Below are 14,932 nucleotides of genomic sequence, written 5' to 3' on the forward strand. Positions count from 1 at the left end.
GGGAAAGATAGAGATGTCGGCACCCAATAAGTCGTACGACCCGGTCGAGGTCGAGGCCCTCAAGCCCGAGGTGGTGGAACAGGCCCGGGACGAGGCGCTCGCCGCCTTCGCCGCCGCCGCCGACCTCGACGAGCTCAAGCAGGCGAAGGTCGCGCACACCGGCGACCGCTCCCCGCTGTCGCTCGCCAACCGCGAGATCGGTGCGCTGCCCCCGCAGGCCAAGGCCGCCGCGGGCAAGCTGATCGGCCAGGCCCGCGGCGCCGTCAACCGGGCCCTGGCCGAGCGCCAGGTCGAGCTGGAGGCGGAGCGCGACGCCCGGGTGCTGGTCGAGGAGGCGGTCGACGTCACCCTGCCGTACGGCCGGGTGCCGCGCGGTGCCCGGCACCCGCTGACCACGCTCGCCGAGCGCATCGAGGACACCTTCGTCGCGATGGGCTACCAGGTGGCGTCCGGCCCCGAGGTCGAGGCGGAGTGGCTGAACTTCGACGCCCTGAACCTGCACGCCGACCACCCCGCCCGCTCGATGCAGGACACCTTCTTCGTCGAGGCCCCCGACGGCACCGCCGACTCCGGCATGGTGCTGCGCACCCAGACCTCGCCGGTGCAGATCCGGGCGATGCTCGCCGGCGAGCCGCCGCTGTACGCGGTCAGCCCCGGCCGGGTCTACCGCACCGACGAGCTGGACGCCACCCACACCCCGGTGTTCCGCCAGGTCGAGGCGATCGCGGTGGACGAGGGCCTCACCTTCGGCCACCTCAAGGGCACCATCGAGGTGCTGGTGGAGAAGCTGATCGGCGGCGGCCTGGAGCTGCGCTGGCGGCCCTCGTACTTCCCGTTCACCGAGCCCAGCGCCGAGATCGACCTCCAGTGCTTCGTCTGCCGCGGCGCCTCGGTGGGCAACCCCGACCGCCCGTGCCGGACCTGCTCCTCGGAGGGCTGGATCGAGCTGGGCGGCTGCGGCGTGGTCAACCCGCGGGTGCTGGTCGCCGCGGGCATCGACCCGAGCCGCTACAGCGGGTTCGCGTTCGGCCTGGGCCTGGAGCGGATCCTGATGAACCGTCACAACGTCGCCGACATGCGCGACATGGTCGAGGGTGACGTCCGCTTCACCCTCCCGTTCGGGATGGAGATCTGATGCGCGTCCCGCTTTCCTGGCTGCGCGAGTACGTCGACCTGCCGGCGGGCGAGACCGGCCGCGACGTCGCGGCCCGGCTGGTCCGCGCGGGTCTCGAGGTGGAGACCGTCGAGCAGCTCGGCACCGAGATCAAGGGCCCGCTGGTGGTCGGCGAGGTCCTCTCGATCGAGGAGCTGAGCGGCTTCAAGAAGCCGATCCGGCACTGCTTCGTGAACGTGGGCGCGGCCAACGGCACCGGCGAGCCGCAGGAGATCGTCTGCGGCGCCACCAACTTCCGGGTCGGCGACAAGGTCGTGGTGATCCTGCCCGGCGGCGTGCTGCCCGGCCCGTTCCCGATCTCCGCCCGGCAGACCTACGGCCACACCTCGGCCGGCATGATCTGCTCCGCCCGCGAGCTGGGCATGGGCGACGACCACGACGGCATCATCGTGCTGCCGCCCGAGTACGAGCCCGGCACCGACGCGATCGAGCTGCTCCAGCTGGTCGACGAGGTCCTCGACATCGCGGTCACCCCCGACCGCGGCTACTGCCTGTCGATGCGCGGCGTGGCCCGCGAGGCCGCCGCCGCGTACGGCCTGCCGCTGGCCGACCCGGCGCTGCTGGACGTGCCGCCGGCCAACGCGTACGGCTACCTGGTGAAGGTCGCCGACCCGGTGGGCTGCGACCGCTTCGTGGCGCGCACCGTGACCGGCGTCGACCCGGGCGCGAAGTCGCCGATCTGGCTGCAGCGCCGCCTGCAGAAGGCCGGCATCCGCCCGATCTCGCTGGCCGTCGACATCACCAACTACGTGATGCTGGAGGTCGGCCAGCCGCTGCACGCCTACGACCGCAACCGCGTCGACGGGCCGATCCAGGTCCGCCGGGCGGCGGCGGGCGAGCGGCTCACCACGCTGGACGGCGTCCGGCGCGAGCTGTCCGCCGAGGACCTGCTGATCTGCGACAACTCCGGCCCGATCGGCCTGGCCGGCGTGATGGGCGGCGCCAGCACCGAGATCCTCGACCCGGTCGTCGACCCGGAGACCGGGCTGGCCAGTGGCACCACCGAGATCATCATCGAGGCCGCGCACTTCGAGCCGGTCGCCATCGCCCGCACCGCCAAGCGCCACAAGCTGCCCTCCGAGGCGTCCAGGCGCTTCGAGCGCGGCGTCGACCCGGAGGCCGCCCGGGCCGCCGCGCAGCGCGCCGTCGACCTGCTGGTGCTGATCGCCGGCGGCACCGCCGAGGCCGGGGTCACCGACATCGCCGCCCCGCACCCGGTGCGCACCATCCCGATCGACGCCGACCTGCCCGACCGCGTCGCCGGCGCCGCGTACGGCCGCGAGACCGTCACCCGCCGCCTCCAGGAGGTCGGCTGCGCCGTCGTCGGGGCGGACGTCCTGGAGGTCACCCCGCCGTCCTGGCGGCCCGACCTGACCGACCCGTACGACCTCGCCGAGGAGGTCATCCGGCTGGAGGGCTACGACAACGTCCCGGCCCGGATGCCGGTCACCCCGCCCGGGCGCGGCCTGTCCGAGGCGCAGCGCTTCCACCGCCGGGTCGGCGTGGCGCTGGCCGGCGCGGGCTACGTGGAGATCAACGCGTACCCGTTCGTCGGCGACGCCTCCTTCGACGGCCTCGGGCTGGACGCGGACGACGCGCGCCGCCGCACCGTCAAGCTGGTCAACCCGCTGAACGACGCCGAGCCGGCGCTGCGCACCACCCTGCTGCCGGGCCTGCTGGGCGCGCTGCGGCGCAACGTCGGGCGCGGCAACACCGACCTGGCGATCTTCGAGACCGGCACGGTGTTCCTGCCCAAGGCCGAGCCGAAGGTCGCGCCGCGGCTGCCGGTCGACCGCCGCCCGACCGAGGAGCAGCTCGCCGAGCTGGACGCCGCCCTCCCGGACCAGCCGCGCCGGGTCGCCGTCGCGCTGACCGGCGAGCGGCTGCCGTCCGGCTGGTGGGGCAAGGGCGCGCCGTCCGGCTGGGCGGACGCGGTCGAGGCGGCCCGGGTGGTCGCCGCCGCCGCGGGCGTCGAACTGACCGTCCGCCAGGCGCAGTACGCGCCGTGGCACCCGGGGCGCTGCGCCGAGCTGCTGGTCGGCGAGGAGGTCGTCGGCCACGCCGGCGAGCTGCACCCGCGCGTCGTCAAGGCGCTGCACCTGCCGGAGCGCACCAGCGCGATGGAGCTCGACCTGGACCTGCTGTTCGAGGACGGCCGCCGGGTCTCCGGCCCGCCGGTCTCCGCCTACCCGGTGGCGACCCAGGACGTGGCGCTGATCGTGGACGCGGGCGTGCCCGCCGCGGACGTGGAGGCGGCGCTGCGCGAGGGCGCGGGCGAACTGCTGGAGTCGCTGCGGCTGTTCGACGTGTTCACCGGCGAGCAGGCGGGCGCGGGCCGGAAGTCGCTGGCGTACACGCTGCGCTTCCGGGCCGCCGACCGGACGCTGACGGCCGACGAGGCGTCGGCGGCCCGCGCGTCGGCGGTCGCGGTGGCCGCCGAGCGCACCGGCGCGGTGCTGCGCGGCGCCTGACGGCCCGATGGCCTGACGGTCCGAGGATCTGAGGGCCCGAACGACGACGGAGCCCCGTCGCACCCCCGGGCGGGGGAACGACGGGGCTCCGGGCTGTGCGGGCTCCGGGCTGTGCGCGGTCCGGGCTGTGCGCGGTCCGGGTTTTGCGCGGTCCGGGGCGGGGCTGCTAGGTTCTCGCCGTCAGCCTTCGAACGCGCCCCCGCGGCAGCGTCGGAGGCTTTTTTCATGACCACTCATGGATATCGGGCGCTGCTGCGGCAGCGGGAGTTCGCGGGGCTGTACGCCGGGTTCGCGCTGTCGTCGGGGGCGGGGACGCTGTCGGGGTTCGCGCTGGGCGTGCTGGTGCAGGCCCGCACCGGGTCGCCGTTCCTGACGGCGGTGAGCATGTACGGGTCGTCGTTCGCGGCGGTGCTGGGCGCGTTGACGCTGATGTCGGTCGCGGACGGGGCCCGGCCGCGCCGGACGCTGGTGGCGCTGCACCTGTCGGCGTTGGCGGCGACGCTAGGGCAGGCGGTGCCGGGGCTGCCGCTGGCGGCGCGGTTCGGTCTGCTGCTGCTGGTCGGGTTCTTCCAGTCGCTGGGGTCGGGGACGCGGATGGGCCTGCTGGCGGAGATCGTGCCGCCGGGCGGGTACGCGCCGGCCCGGTCGCTGATGAACGTCACGGCGGGCGGGGCGTCGGTGCTGGGGTTCGCGCTGGGCGGGGCGCTGCTGGCGGTGCTGACGCCGTACCAGGTGCTGGGTGCGGCGGGCGCTCTGACGGCGCTGGCCACGGCGGTGGTGGCGGTGACGGTGCGGGAGCGGTCGGTGCGGCCGCCGCGCCGGCCGGGCCTGCGGGAGACCTGGCGGGGCAACGTCGAGCTGCTGGGGCGGCCGGGGCGGCGGGCGCTGCTGCTGAACCTGTGGGTGCCCAACGGGCTGGTGGTGGGCTGCGAGGCGCTGCTGCTGCCGTACGCGCCGTCGGCGGCCGGGACGCTGCTGGCGGCGGGCGCGGCCGGGATGCTGGCGGGCGACCTGCTGGTGGGGCGGCTGCTGGACGCGGCGCGGCGGGCCCGGCTGGCGTTCGGGCTGCGGCTGCTGCTGGCGGGGCCGTTCCTGCTGCTGGCGGCCCGGCCGCCGGGGTGGGCGGCGGCGCTGGCGGTGGGCGCGGCGGGGGTCGGGTTCGCGGCGACGCTGCCGTTGCAGGAGCGGCTGCTGGCGCTGACGCCGGCCGCCGCGCGGGGGCAGGTGCAGGGCGTGGAGTCGGCGGGCCGGCTGGCCTGGCAGGGGGTGGGCGCGGCGCTGGCGGGGGCGCTGGCGCAGCTGGTGGCGGTGCGCTGGGCGATCGGGGCGCTGGCCGGGGTGTCGCTGCTGGTGACGGTGGTCTCGCGCCCGGCGGTGCGGCGCGAGGGGGCGGCGGCGCGGCGCGAGGGGGCGGGGCAGGGGCTGGGGCCGGTGCGGGCGCGGAGGCGGCGGCTACAGCGGGCGGTGCATGACGTGCAGTCCGACGTAGCCGAGGCGGGGGTGGTGGAAGCCCTCGGGGACGGTGCCGATGATCTCGAAGCCCAGCGAGCGGTAGAGGCCGACGGCCGGGGCGTTGGTGGCGACGACGGCGTTGAACTGCATGGCGCGGAAGCCCCGGGCGCGGGCCCAGCGCAGGGCCTCCTCGCCCAGGGCGCGGCCGGTGCCGCGCCCGGCGTGGTCCGGGTCGACCAGGAAGCTGGCGCTGGCGACGTGCGCGCCGTTGCCCGCCTGGTTGTCGTTCATCTTGGCGGTTCCCAGGACGGCGCCGGTGGTCTCGTCGACGGCGACCACGGTGCGGTTCGGGGCGGGCAGCATCCACCAGCCCCGGGCGGTGTCGGACGTCAGGTCGGTGGGGTAGGTGAACGTCTCGCCGGCGGCGACGACGCGGTGGAAGAACGGCCAGACGGCGTCCCAGTCCCCGGCGGTGGCTTCGCGGATCTCCATCCGGCCCAGCATGGCCGCCGCCGCCCGGTCCGGCCAGCGGTTTTCCGGCGGCGCCCGGGTGGCGGCGGCCGGGGCGGGCGGGGCGCGGGGTGACGGCCCGTCGGGCGGCCCGGGCGGACGAGTTAAACCGGATGCGGCCGGACGTCTTGCGGGAGCGTGAGGCGGACGCTTCAATCTTCGTTAGGAAAGTTTCCTAACCCTCTGCTGCGGGCACCCCCATGCCCGCAGCCGGCAGACGGAGCGTCAGAATGCACCCCAGCAAGCACCGCACCGCCCGCACCACCCGGGCCGCCCTCGCGATCCTGGTCGGCGCCCTCCCGCTGACCCTGGCCGCGGCCGGCACCGGCCACGCCGCCACCCCCGCGGCGAGCACCGCGAGCGCCGTGGCGGTGGCCGCCGTCGGACTGGACGACCCGGCGAAGAAGGAGATCGCCATGGAGCTGGTCTCCTCGGCGGAGAACTCCTCGCTCGACTGGAAGGCCCAGTACAAGTACATCGAGGACATCGGCGACGGCCGCGGCTACACCGCGGGCATCATCGGCTTCTGTTCCGGCACCGGCGACATGCTCGAACTGGTGCAGCACTACACCGACCTCAAGTCCGGCAACGTGCTGGCCAAGTACCTGCCCGCGCTGAAGAAGGTCAACGGCAGCGACTCGCACTCCGGCCTCGGCACCGCCTTCGTCAACGACTGGAAGACCGCCGCCAAGGACACCGTCTTCCAGCAGGCCCAGAACGACGAGCGCGACCGGGTCTACTTCAACCCCTCGGTCCAGCAGGCCAAGGCGGACGGGCTGCGCGCGCTCGGCCAGTTCGTCTACTACGACGCCATCGTGATGCACGGCCCCGGCAACAGCTCCGACAGCTTCGGCGGCATCCGCGCCGCCGCCATGAAGAAGGCCAAGACCCCGGCCCAGGGCGGCGACGAGACCGCCTACCTGAAGGCCTTCCTGGACGCCCGGAAGGTGATCATGAAGCAGGAGGAGGCGCACGCCGACACCAGCCGGGTCGACACCGAGCAGCTGGTGTTCCTGAACGCCAAGAACTTCGACCTCAACCCGCCGCTCAAGTGGAAGGTCTACGGCGACCCGTACCAGATCAACTCCTGACCCCCCCGGGCCGGAGACGGCCGGAGGCGGCCCGAGACGGCCCGAGACGGCCCGAGAGGGCCCGAGGTGGTCCGAACGGCCCGGCGCCCGTGCGCGCCGGGCCGTTCGCCGTGCGCCGGTCGATTCGCTGACGTACCGTCAACACACTTGCTGCGCACGGTTATTACGGATCGGACACATTCCGGGCGGGCGGCCCCGGCGGCTCGTAGCGTCGGCCCTGACCCGTGTCCGTCCCGAGGGGAGACCATGCGCATCCGAGCGATCGCCGCCACCGCCTGCCTGGCCGCCGCGGCGGCCCTGGCCGTGGCGGGCTGCGGGCGGACCGGCGGCACCGGGGCGCAGCTCGCGCAGGACGCCGGACGGGCCGCGTTCGGCGACGTCGAGGTCACCGCCTGCAGGGTGGACGACGCGCTGCAGTGGCCCGCCGCCACCGTCCGGATCACCAACCACACCGCGACCACCAGCAATTACGTGGTGCAGATCGCCTTCGAGGACGGCAGTGGCCGGCAGGTCACCGAGGGCGTCGCCGCCGCCGGTTCGCTCCCGCCCGGCCGGGACGCGGTCGAACAGGCCCAGGGCACCGCCGACCCGCACGGCCCGGTCAGCTGCCGGGTCGCCGACATCGTCCGCTACGCCACCCCCTGACGGCCCCCGCCGCCGGGCCGCGTCCCCCACGAAGTCGGAGCGGTCCGGCGGCGGTGCACCGGGTGTCGGTGCGCCGGGTGCCGGTGCGTCAGGAAGCGTTCCGTCAGGAAGCGGCCCGTCAGGCGGCGGTGTAGTCGTAGAAGCCGCGGCCGGACTTGCGGCCCAGCAGGCCCGCGTCGACCATCCGGGACAGCAGCGGCGGGGCCGCGTACAGCGGCTCCTTGTACTCGTCGTACATCGACTCGGCGATCGAGACGATGGTGTCCAGGCCGATCAGGTCGCACAGCCGCAGCGGGCCCATCGGGTGGGCGCAGCCGGCCTCCATGCCCTTGTCGATGTCGGCGGCGGTGGCCACGCCCGACTCGAACATCCGGACCGCGGAGAGCAGGTACGGCACCAGCAGGGCGTTGACCACGAAACCGGCCCGGTCGCGGGCCCGGATCGGCTCCTTGCCCAGGGCCTCGACGGCGAACTGCTCGGCGCGGGTGGTGGTCTCGGCGGAGGTGGTCAGGGTCGGGATGACCTCGACCAGCTTCTGCACCGGCGCCGGGTTGAAGAAGTGCAGGCCGATCACCTGCTCGGCCCGGGTGGTCGCGGCGCCGAGCTTCACGATCGGGATGGAGGAGGTGTTGGAGGCCAGGATCGCGTCCCGGCGGGTCACCACCTGGTCCAGGGCGCGGAAGATTGCGACCTTGACGTCCTCGCGCTCGGCGACCGCCTCGACCACCAGGTCCCGGTCGTGGAAGTCGCTCAGCTCGGTGGTGAACGACAGCCGGGCCAGCGCCGCGTCCCGCTCCTCCTCCGACAGCTTGCCGCGCCGCACCGCGGTCTCCAGCGAGTTGGTCAGCCGGGTCCGGCCCAGTTCCAGGGCCTCGCCACTGGCTTCCGAGACCAGCACGTCCAGGCCGGAACGGGCGAACACCTCGGCGATGCCCGACCCCATGAGGCCGCAGCCGACTACTCCGACGCGTGCGATGTCACTCAACTCAGATGCCCTTCGGAAGGAGCCGGGGATCACCCGGCGGTGGTGTCGCGGGCGCCGCGGCCCGGCGGGGGGCCGGGCGGTCCGCCCGGACGACGGTACTACCCGCCTTAACGCCCGTTCACATCGGTGCGTGCCGACGGCCTCCGCGCCGGGCCCTGGGCCGAACGGGTGGGCGCCGGCAATGCGCCGCGCGCGCTCCCCGTGCGCCCCCTCCGGCGGGACCACAATGCGGAGGTCCAGCCGGAGGAGGGAGCAGGCAGATGGGGACGGGATCACTCGCCGGACAGGTCGGACTGGTCACCGGGGCCGGCCGCGGCATCGGCCGCGAGATCGCCGTCGGGCTCGCCGCCGAGGGCATGGCCGTCGGACTGCTCGGCCGCACCCGGGAGACCCTGACCGCCACCCTCAAGGAGTGCGTCCGGCACGGCGCCCGCGGCGTCGCCGTCACCGCCGACGTCACCCGGCCCGGCGCCGTCCGGGAGGCCGTCCGCTCGATCGAGCGCGACCTCGGCCCCGTCGACCTGCTGGTCAACAACGCCGGACAGGTCGACCGCGCCGAGGTGCCGCTCTGGGAGACCGATCCCGCCCAGTGGTGGCAGGTCGTCGAGACCAATCTGCGCGGCCCCTACCACCTGCTGCGCCACGTCCTGCCCGGTATGGTGCAGCGCCGCCGCGGCCGGGTCGTCAACCTCAACAGCGGCTTCGCGCTGCGCCCCGACGGCCACTACACCGCGTACGCCACCTCGAAGGGCGCGCTGCTCCGGCTCTCCGACAACATCGCCGACTCGGTCGGCCGGCACGGCGTCGTCGTGCTCGACATCAGCCCCGGCACGGTCGCCACCGAGATGACCGCCGGCATGCCGGTGTTCCGGGACACCAGGGCCTGGGGCTCCCTCCCGTACATGGTCGCCGTCACCGTGGACGCCGCCCGCGGCCGCTTCGACGGACTGCACGGACGCTTCCTGCACGCCGGGCGCGACAACCTGGAGACCCTGGTCGCCTCCGCCCCCGCGATCCGCTCCACCGACGCCCGCACCCTGCGGCTGCGCCCGTACGGGCCGGACGACCCGCTGGGCTGAGCCCCCTCACGCGCCGACCGGTGCCCCCCGCCGACCGGTGCCCCCCGCCGGGTCAGCGCTCCAGCAGGGCGGCCAGCTCGGCCTCCGGCAGCGAACCCGCCGGGCGCCCCTCGCGGGCGAACGCGGCGGCCAGCCGCTGCAGGGCCGCGTTGAGCGGCACCGGCACCCCGTGCAGCCGGCCCAGCAGCACCACCTCGCCGTTCAGCCAGTCCGCCTCGATGTCACCGGTGCCGCGCGCCAGCGACTGCCAGGACGAACCCCCGGCCCGCGGCCCGCCCGCCGGCGGCACCTGCCCCACCCGGTCGCCGCGCCGGGCCCGCTGCTCCTCCTCGGACGGGTACGCGATCCCGGCGGCCGCCAGCACCGCCTCCCCCTCCGCCCGCAGCCGCCGCCACACCCGCAGCCGGAGCTCGCCGTCGATCGGACCGGCCACCGCCTCCAGCGCGTTGCCCAGGTTGCTCAGCAGCTTGGCGTACTTCCAGGCCATCACGTCCGCGGCGAGGGGCGCGTCGAAGTGCGAGTCGGCCAGGTCGGCGGCGATCCGCCCGGCCAGCTCGTCCGTGCCGTGCGGGTAACGGCCCAGGTGCAGGACGCCCGAGCGCGGCGAGCCCGCCGCCGCGACCCGGCCCGGCTCCAGGTGCGAGGACGGCAGCCACACGCACATCCCGTACACCCGGGCGAAGCGGCGCAGCGCCAGCCGCTCGTTCTCCACGCCGTTCTGCGCGCACACCAGCGGCAGCCGCTCGCCCGCCGTCCCGCCGCCCGCGACCGGCCGCGGCGCCCACCGGTCGAGCAGGGCCGCCGAGTGCTGGGTCTTCACCGCCAGCACCAGCACGTCGTCCGGGGTCAGCCCGACCTCCTCGGGGCCGCCGACCGCCGGGACCGCCAGCCGGTGGGTGCCGTCCGGGACGGTCAGGCGCAGGCCGTCGGCGCGCAGCGCCGCCAGGTGCGGGCCGCGGGCGACCAGCAGCACCTCGCGCCCGCTCTGGTGGAGACGTCCGCCGATGGTGCCGCCGACCGCGCCGGCGCCCAGGATGAGGTAGCGCATGGGTCGAGCATCGCACGGCCGGAGCCGGGGATGACGCCGGGTCAGGCGCAGAGCTCGGAGGCCGTCACCGCGTGCAGGCCCTGCCCGGCGAGGCCGTCCAGGATGGCCGGCAGCGCCGTCACCGTGCCCGGGTGGTCCATGTGCAGGGCGACCACCGAGCCGGCCGCCGCCGCCCGCAGCACCCGGCGGGTCACCGTCTCCGCGCCCGGGTCCGCGTAGTCGCGCGGGTCGACGTCGAAGGACAGCACGTGCGGGTAGCCGACCCGCTGGGCCTGCTCCTTCACCATCGCGTTCGCGTACTGCGCGGCGGACGGCCGGAACCAGCGGCCGATCGACCCGGTCAGCCGCTCCAGCCGCTGCGCGCACTGGGCTATCTCCTCGTGCGCCTGCTCGGCGCTCAGCGCGCAGATGTCCAGGTGGTTCTGGGTGTGGTTGCCCAGCTCGTGCCCGCCGGACAGGATGCGCTCGGCGATCCGCGGCTGCTCGTCCAGCCAGCTGCCCACCGCCAGCACGGTCAGCCGGGCGCCGCGCTGCTCGGCGGTGGTCAGCAGCGCGGTGGCGATCGCCGGGTCGCCCTGCCCGTGGAAGGTCAGCGCCAGCTGCGGTCTGGTGCGCGGGCCGGTCACCACCTCCTGCGGGGTGTCCGCGGCCAGCGGGGGCAGCGCGAACGGGGTGGCGCTCGGGGACGGCGAGGGCGACGGCGACGGGGACCCGCTCGGGCCCGCGGCCGGCGACTCGGTCAGGTGCGCGGGCTGCGGACGGGCCGCCACCGAGGGGCCGTCCGGGCCGTGCACGTCGGAGGGGCCGCCGCACGCGGCGACCAGGCCGCCGGCGGCGCTCAGCGCGGCCAGACGGGAAGCGGAACGCAGAACACTGCGGCGGTCGACTGTCATCGCGGCCCAGCTAAGCGAGGTTCCGCGGGGGCGGCAAACGGCAGCCGCCCGGACGAGTGGACGCCCGGCCGGAAGGTGACGGGGCGTGAGCGGCCCGGGTCGGGCCTCGGACCGGATCTCGGGCCGGGGCGGGCCGAAGTGGGGTGGGCCCGGTCAGGTCGCCGCGCCGAACAGCAGGGCGCCGGTCACCAGGGCGGCGCCCAGCAGCTGGAGCGGGGCCGGGACGGTGGCGGTGAGGACCGCGCCGGAGAGGGTCGCGGTGAGCGGGATCAGCCCGCCGAACAGGCCCGCCCGGTCGGCCGGCAGCACCGTCAGCGCCGAGTACCAGAGCAGGAACGCCCCGCAGGTCAGCACCGGGCCCAGATAGAGCAGCGCGAGCAGCTCGCCGCCGGTGGGCACCCGCAGCGCGGACGGCGAGAGCGCCGCCGCCGCGGCGAACAGCGGCACCGCGAGCAGGGTGGTGTACGCGGACACCCGGACCGGGCCGAGCCGCGGCAGCAGCGGGACGGCCAGCAGCGAGAACGACGCCTCGCACAGCAGCGTCCCGGCCGCGTACAGCAGGCCGAGCGCGTCGCCGTGGCCGAAGCCCTGGGTGAGCGCCGCGCCGCACACCACCAGGGCCGCCGCCGCGAGCAGCCGGACGGCCGGGCGGCGCCGGGCCAGCAGCGGGCCGGCCACGCCGAGCAGCAGCGGGGTGCAGCCGACCACGCTGCCGACCACCGCCGGGTCGGTGTGCCGCAGCGCGGCGACCAGCAGCAGGTTGAACCCGAACAGGCCGGTGCCGGACAGGGCCAGCAGCAGGGCGAGTTCACGGAGCGTCAGCCGGTGCGCGAGCCGCGGCCGGCGGCGGGCCAGCGGTAGCAGGATCGCGGCCGCCAGGGTGTAGCGCAGGGCCTGGCCGCCGGCCAGCGGGTAGGCGGAGAACGCGGCGCTCACCCCGGTGGAGGCGCCCAGCAGGGTCATCGCGCCGGCCGCGCGCAGCGAGCCGGGCGGTCGGGCGGCGGTGGTGGCGGTGGTGGTGGCGGTGGTGGTGTCGGGCATGGCTGCCACGCTAGGAGTGCGGTGGTCCGGTTCCCAGGGCCACTCGGGGGGCCTGATGGAGGACCAATGCACAGTGCGGACCGCTAGCCTGGGAGCTCGTCCGGGCCCGGGGCGGGCCTCGGCCGGTCGGCCGGTCCGCCGGTCGGACGGTCTGGTGCGGTGGAGGGGTGGAGGGGCGGTCGCGGTGCGGGAGTTGCTGATCAGCTGGGAGCCGGGCGGCGGGGACCTGACCGGGCGGCTGACCCGGGCGCTGCGGGCGGCGGTGCGGGAGGGGCGGCTGGCGGGCGGGGTGCGGCTGCCGGCCAGCCGGGCGCTGGCGGCGGAGCTGGGGGTCTCGCGCGGGGTGGTGGTCGAGGCGTACGAGCGGCTCGCCGCCGAGGGCTACCTGGTGGGGCGGCGGGGATCGGGCACCCGGGTCGCGCCCGGGGTGGCGGTGGAGCGGGCCGGGGCGGCGGTGCGGGCGCCGGCGGCCGAGCCGCGCTACGACCTGAAGCCGGGCTCGCCCGACCTCGGGGCGTTCCCCCGGACGGCCTGGGCGGGGGCGGTGCGGCGGGCCCTCCAGGGGGCGGCCAACCGGGACCTCGGGTACGGGGACCCGGCCGGACTGCCGCGACTGCGGCGGGAGTTGGCCGCGTACCTGGGCCGGGTGCGGGCGGTGGCGGCGGGGCCGGAGCAGGTCGCGGTGGTCAGCGGGGTCGGGCAGGGGCTGGCGCTGCTGGTGCCGGTGCTGGCCGGGCGCGGGCTGCGGCGGATCGCGGTGGAGGACCCCGGCTCGCCCGGCACGCTGGCCCTGCTGCGCGCCCACGGGGTCGAGCCGGTTGGCGTCCCCGTCGACCAGGAGGGCCTGGTGGTGCGGGAGTTGGCGGCCGGTGGGGCGGACGCGGTGCTGGTCACCCCGGCCCACCAGTACCCGACCGGGGTCGCGCTGTCGGCCCGGCGCCGGACCGAACTCGCCCGCTGGGCCCGGGCGGGCGGGCTGGTGCTGGAGGACGACTACGACGCCGAGTTCCGCTACGACCGCGAACCGCTGGGCGCCGTACAGGGGTTGGCGCCGGAGCGGACGGTCTACCTGGGCTCGCTCAGCAAGACCCTGGCGCCCGGCCTGCGGCTGGGCTGGGCGGTGCTGCCCGGCTGGCTGGCCGAGGACTTCCGGGAGGCCAAGCGGTACGCCGACCTCGGCACCGGGGCGGTCGACCAGCTCGCCTTCGCCGCCCTGCTGGAGAGCGGCGGCTACGACCGCCACCTGCGCACCGTCCGCCCCCGCTACCGGGCCCGGCGCGACGCCCTGGTGGACGCGCTGCGCGCGCACCTGCCGCGGGCCCCCCTGCGCGGCGTCGCCGCCGGGCTGCACCTGTACGCCGACCTGCCGCCGGGCGTGGACGAGGCGGCGCTGGCCGCGGCGGCCCTGCGCCGCGGGGTGCGGGTCGCGACCGTCGGGCCCGGGCGGCTCACCCCCGGCGGGCCGGCCCTCGCGCTCGGCTACGCGGTCCTGCCCGAGCAGCGGCTGCGCGAGGCGGCGGAGCTGCTCGGGCAGGCCCACCGGGAGGTGAGTTGACGTCGCGTCGGATCAATTGCCATGGAAAAAGTGTGACGACTCGTCAGAAGATGTGGACCAGGCGGTCGGTGGCGACCACCGTCACGGCTGCCACCAGGGAGAGCACCACGCTCAGGTTGATCGCCTGGACCAGCCCGCGCTGCTCCCGCGGCGCGTAGCCGAGGCCGGCCCCGGCGGCCAGGCCGGTGAGCAGGCCGCCCAGGTGGCCCTGCCAGGACGAGAAGCCCGCCGACAGCGCCATCCACACCACGAAGGTCACCAGCAACTGGCTGCCGCCGAGCGGGTCGTAGCCCTGGCGGCGGCTGAGCACCCAGTAGCCGCCGGCCAGGCCGAAGACCGCGCCGGACGCGCCCAGGGTCAGGACGTGCGGCGCGAACAGGTACTCCAGCGCGGCGCTGCCCAGCGCGGACAGCAGGTAGAGCGCGAGGAAGCGCAGCACGCCGAGGCGTTCCTCGACCACCCGGCCCAGCACCCACAGCCAGTACATGTTGAACACGATGTGCAGCACGCCCATCGGCCAGGCGGTCGGCTCCAGGTGCAGGAACGCGTGGGTGATCAGCCGGTACCACTCGCCGTGCGCCACGCCCGACAGGTGCGGCACGTACGCGGCCGGGTCGGTGCCCGCGGGCGGCGCCAGCACGCCGGAGCCGAGCATCGCGAACCGGTCGACCGTCTCCGGCCGGACCAGCTCCACCAGGTACGCGGCCACGTTCAGCGCGATCAGCATGAGCGTCGCGTACGGGCGGGCGGTGATCCGCCCGCCGAACGCCGTCCGGGCCCGGCGGACGCCCTGGTGGCCGGACTTGACGCACTCCACGCACTGGTAGCCGACCGCGGCCTCGCGCCGGCAGTCCGGGCAGACGTGCCGGTCGCAGCGGGTGCAGCGGACGTACGACTCCCGTCCGGCGTGCCGGAAGCAGGTCGGTGGCGCCGCCTCGGGAGCGTCGGCTCCCGGGGCGGGGTGTGCGGTGTCCACGGTGGGGCCTCC

13 protein-coding genes are annotated in these 14,932 nt (G+C 75.8%); 6 read left to right on the forward strand and 7 right to left on the reverse strand.

Going from position 1 to position 14,932, the window contains the following annotated elements:
* The first annotated feature begins 13 nt into the window (after positions 1-13).
* Both pheS and pheT read left to right on the forward strand, forming a co-directional pair.
* A complete protein-coding gene (gene pheS, locus K353_RS28915) occupies positions 14-1,135 on the forward strand; it encodes a phenylalanine--tRNA ligase subunit alpha (RefSeq protein WP_100835352.1) in 1,122 nt (373 codons plus the stop codon).
* Complete coding sequence (gene pheT, locus K353_RS28920; RefSeq protein ID WP_111556462.1) at positions 1,135-3,645, forward strand: phenylalanine--tRNA ligase subunit beta; 2,511 nt, start codon at positions 1,135-1,137, stop codon at positions 3,643-3,645. The genes pheS and pheT overlap by 1 nt, the downstream gene beginning before the upstream one ends.
* 233 nt (positions 3,646-3,878) lie before the next feature.
* Here the strand turns inward: pheT and K353_RS36125 are convergent, their stop codons facing one another.
* Together K353_RS36125 and K353_RS28930 are read right to left on the reverse strand one after the other, a co-directional pair.
* Entirely contained in the window at positions 3,879-4,496 is a 618-nt protein-coding gene (locus tag K353_RS36125) for a hypothetical protein (protein ID WP_233533894.1), read from the reverse strand.
* Between the two features lie 601 nt (positions 4,497-5,097).
* Positions 5,098-5,589, reverse strand: a complete 492-nt coding sequence (locus tag K353_RS28930) for a GNAT family N-acetyltransferase (RefSeq protein ID WP_111556496.1) — start codon at positions 5,587-5,589, stop codon at positions 5,098-5,100.
* Positions 5,590-5,837: 248 nt separating this feature from the next.
* Between K353_RS28930 and K353_RS28935 the strand changes: the two genes are divergently transcribed.
* Both K353_RS28935 and K353_RS28940 read left to right on the forward strand, forming a co-directional pair.
* Positions 5,838-6,698: a chitosanase gene (locus tag K353_RS28935; protein ID WP_111556463.1), complete on the forward strand. Its 861-nt coding sequence runs from the start codon at positions 5,838-5,840 to the stop codon at positions 6,696-6,698.
* 246 nt (positions 6,699-6,944) lie between these two features.
* Positions 6,945-7,343, forward strand: coding sequence for a hypothetical protein (locus K353_RS28940; RefSeq protein ID WP_111556464.1), 399 nt, complete (start codon positions 6,945-6,947; stop codon positions 7,341-7,343).
* A gap of 118 nt (positions 7,344-7,461) precedes the next feature.
* Here the strand turns inward: K353_RS28940 and K353_RS28945 are convergent, their stop codons facing one another.
* Positions 7,462-8,328, reverse strand: coding sequence for a 3-hydroxybutyryl-CoA dehydrogenase (locus K353_RS28945; protein WP_111556465.1), 867 nt, complete (start codon positions 8,326-8,328; stop codon positions 7,462-7,464).
* Between the two features lie 260 nt (positions 8,329-8,588).
* On the opposite strand from K353_RS28945, the gene K353_RS28950 reads away from it, so the two are divergent.
* Positions 8,589-9,407, forward strand: coding sequence for an SDR family NAD(P)-dependent oxidoreductase (locus K353_RS28950; RefSeq protein WP_111556466.1), 819 nt, complete (start codon positions 8,589-8,591; stop codon positions 9,405-9,407).
* Positions 9,408-9,459: 52 nt separating this feature from the next.
* Here K353_RS28950 and K353_RS28955 read toward each other — a convergent pair whose 3' ends face one another.
* The 3 genes from K353_RS28955 to K353_RS28965 all read right to left on the reverse strand — a co-directional run bounded on the left by K353_RS28955 (position 9,460) and on the right by K353_RS28965 (position 12,389).
* The gene (locus K353_RS28955; protein WP_111556467.1) at positions 9,460-10,455 is read right to left on the reverse strand and encodes a ketopantoate reductase family protein; all 996 of its coding nucleotides are present in this window, start codon (positions 10,453-10,455) and stop codon (positions 9,460-9,462) included.
* Between the two features lie 41 nt (positions 10,456-10,496).
* Positions 10,497-11,348: a polysaccharide deacetylase family protein gene (locus K353_RS28960; RefSeq protein ID WP_111556468.1), complete on the reverse strand. Its 852-nt coding sequence runs from the start codon at positions 11,346-11,348 to the stop codon at positions 10,497-10,499.
* 153 nt (positions 11,349-11,501) lie between these two features.
* On the reverse strand, positions 11,502-12,389 hold the full coding sequence (locus K353_RS28965) for a DMT family transporter (protein ID WP_199528280.1): 888 nt from the start codon (positions 12,387-12,389) through the stop codon (positions 11,502-11,504).
* A 55-nt stretch (positions 12,390-12,444) separates the two neighbouring features.
* Between K353_RS28965 and K353_RS28970 the strand changes: the two genes are divergently transcribed.
* Positions 12,445-13,944, forward strand: a complete 1,500-nt coding sequence (locus K353_RS28970) for a PLP-dependent aminotransferase family protein (protein ID WP_111556498.1) — start codon at positions 12,445-12,447, stop codon at positions 13,942-13,944.
* A 43-nt stretch (positions 13,945-13,987) separates the two neighbouring features.
* Here K353_RS28970 and K353_RS28975 read toward each other — a convergent pair whose 3' ends face one another.
* Positions 13,988-14,920 (reverse strand): rhomboid family intramembrane serine protease, encoded by a 933-nt coding sequence (locus tag K353_RS28975; RefSeq protein ID WP_111556469.1) that lies wholly within the window; start codon positions 14,918-14,920, stop codon positions 13,988-13,990.
* Positions 14,921-14,932 lie beyond the last annotated feature (12 nt).

Origin of the sequence: Kitasatospora sp. SolWspMP-SS2h (assembly GCF_003259315.1) — a bacterium.
Lineage (GTDB): Bacteria > Actinomycetota > Actinomycetes > Streptomycetales > Streptomycetaceae > Kitasatospora > Kitasatospora fiedleri.